The organism is Pseudomonas sp. P5_B2 (genome assembly GCF_056400445.1).
The window spans coordinates 1-2,516 of the sequence record NZ_JBFULH010000585.1 but is presented as its reverse complement, the minus strand read 5'-3'; the positions used below and the strand labels follow the sequence as shown (position 1 = coordinate 2,516).

The 2,516-nt window shown below is 56.3% G+C and carries 3 protein-coding genes; 1 reads left to right on the top strand and 2 read right to left on the bottom strand.

From position 1 onward, the window contains the following. Positions 1-756: threonine dehydratase (locus tag AC1DRJ_RS24300; protein ID WP_477804392.1), on the top strand; the 756-nt coding region annotated here is incomplete at its 5' end. Positions 757-773: 17 nt separating this feature from the next. Here the strand turns inward: AC1DRJ_RS24300 and AC1DRJ_RS24295 are convergent. After that, on the bottom strand, positions 774-1,232 hold the full coding sequence (locus AC1DRJ_RS24295) for a response regulator (protein ID WP_477804393.1): 459 nt from the start codon (positions 1,230-1,232) through the stop codon (positions 774-776). A 204-nt stretch (positions 1,233-1,436) separates the two neighbouring features. Next, positions 1,437-2,516 (bottom strand): sodium/glutamate symporter (gene gltS, locus AC1DRJ_RS24290; RefSeq protein WP_477804391.1); only part of this gene is annotated, 1,080 nt, incomplete at its 5' end.

The following is a 2,516-nucleotide window of genomic DNA, read 5'->3' as shown; positions in this document are numbered from 1 at the left end:
CACCCAGAGGTCAAGGGCATTGTCACCGCTACCCGCGGCAACCATGGCCAGAGCCTGGCGCTGGCAGCCGGCGCGGCGGGTTTGAAGGCATTGATTGTAGTGCCACAAGGTAATTCGGTAGAAAAGAACAACGCCATGCGCGGCTTTGGCGGTGAAGTGGTGGAGTATGGCCACGATTTTGATGAGGCCCGCGAAGAGGCTATGCGTCTGGCGCAAGTGCATGGTCTTTATCTGGTTCCGCCGTTCCACGTCGAGTTGGTCAAAGGCGTGGCCACGTATGCGCTTGAGTTGTTCAACGCTGCGCCGGATCTGGATACCGTCTACGTGCCCATTGGCTGTGGCTCAGGGATTTGTGCGGTGATCGCTGCCCGCGATGCGCTGGGCCTGAAAACCCGGGTAGTGGGTGTGGTGTCCAGTGAGGCAGCGGCCGCCAGGTTGTCGTTCGAAGCGGGAGAAATCCTTGAAACCGCGACGGCGAATACCTTCGCTGACGGCTTGGCCGTGCGCAAACCGGTTCCCGAAGCCTTTGCCATCTACGGGGCGGCTGCTGCACGAATCGTATCCGTCAGCGAGGACGAGATTGCCGAGGCCATGCGTGTGTATTACACCGACACCCACAACCTCGCTGAAGGGGCCGGTGCGGCGGCCTTGGCGGCGCTGATTCAGGAACGTGAAGCAATGAGGGGAAGACGGGTAGGGGTGATTCTATCCGGCGGGAACGTTGACCGCTCGGTGTATGCAAGAGTGATTGAGTGAATGATCGCTGCAGATGACTAAGGACATTGCTTTGGGCCAAGACCGAGCTGAAATTGAACCAGGGTGATCAGTTCATCCGGATCGATCGGCTTTAGCAGAAAGTCGACGACACTCAAACGCATGGCTTCGATGGCATCTCGAACACCTGCATCTCCAGAAGTGATCACAACGGGCAGGTCGGCCCACTCTGACACGCGGATATTTGAAATCAATTCCAGGCCATTGAGCGGCTGCATACGCAAATCGGTAATGACCAGTCCGATTGAACTGTCGATGCTCAAACAATGCATGGCTTGGGCTGCACTTCTCGCCTCAAGGCACAAGATGCCATTGACTTGAAGAATGTCGGCCAGCATCTCGCGTGTGCACTGATCATCTTCAACGATCAAGACTTTTTGAGCCAATAGCCCTGGTTCTTGCATCGCGGCATTGATTGCCTCGCGCTCAGCGGTAGTCAAAAGATTGTGATCGAACATCATTTCCAACCATTCATGAGCCAATGAAACCCGGTCTGCCGTGTTTCACTGAATCTGCTGAACACGCTTGGGGGACGGGTCTGACTCTTCCAACCCGTCTCCCAGTAACGCATTGCCTCAACACATTTGCTCTGAAATGACCTGATCAGTGCCCTGCTGTACGCTGAAAAACGCTGAAAAATGTGATTAACACGGGTGCGGCCGCTAGATTCCGCTGAACATGCCGATGATTACGGCATTGACCAAGTCAATAAAAAAGCCGCAGACCAGCGGCACGATCAGGAAGGCCTGGTGGGCCGCACCGTACTTTTGGGTCACGGTCGTCATGTTGACGATGGCCGTCGCTGTGGAGCCGAGGGCAATCCCGCCAAATCCGGAAGCAATCACACTGGCTTCGTAATCGCGCCCCATAAAGCGGAAGACCACAAAATACGTATAGAGCACCGTCAGCAAAATTTGCAGGCTCAAGGCGCACACAATGAACAGCAACACGCCGCTGAGCTGCCATAGTTGAAGGCCCATCAGGGCCATGGTCAAAAACATGCCCAGACAGATATCGGAGATCAGCGACAGCCCCTGGCTGGCACCGCTCCAGGATTTCAGCCGCTGATCACCCACCACGGCAAGAACAATGTGGTGGATGACGATGCCCGCAAACAGGCAACTGACGAATTTTGGCAGGGTGATGCCGGYATCGACCAACAGCAGGTTGAGTCCATAGCCGAGCATCAGCGTCAGGTTGAGCCACATCCACGCCCAGAGCACGTCGTAGTAGTCCAGTGGTTTGCTTGGTTGATCCTCGAGAATGCCGACTTCCAGCGCCGCATCCCCGGAAGTCTTGAGTCGATAACGGCGTATCAGTTGGTTGGCGATAGGGCCACCGATCACGCAAGCGGCAATCAGGCCGACGGTGTTGCTGGCCATGCCCAGTTCATGCGCGTTAGTGATGCCCAGCTTTTCGATGAAAAGCGGTGCCCAGGCCAAGGTGGTGCCAGCTCCACCCGTGAGGGAAATGGAGCCCACCATCAACCCTGCCTTGGGATCGAGTCCGAATGCCTCGGCCACACCCATGCCCAGCAGGTTTTGCAGGACGATAAACACCCCGGCGAGCACCAGCAGGATCAGCAGCGGGCGTCCACCCTTGAGCAGTTGGCGCATGTCCGATTTCAAGCCAATGCCGGCAAAGAAATAGAGCAGGAGCGTGTCGCGAATTTGAAGATCGAATTCGACCTCGATATTAAGGCCGAAGTAAAGCAGGGACGTCACTGCCGCACAGACGAAGCC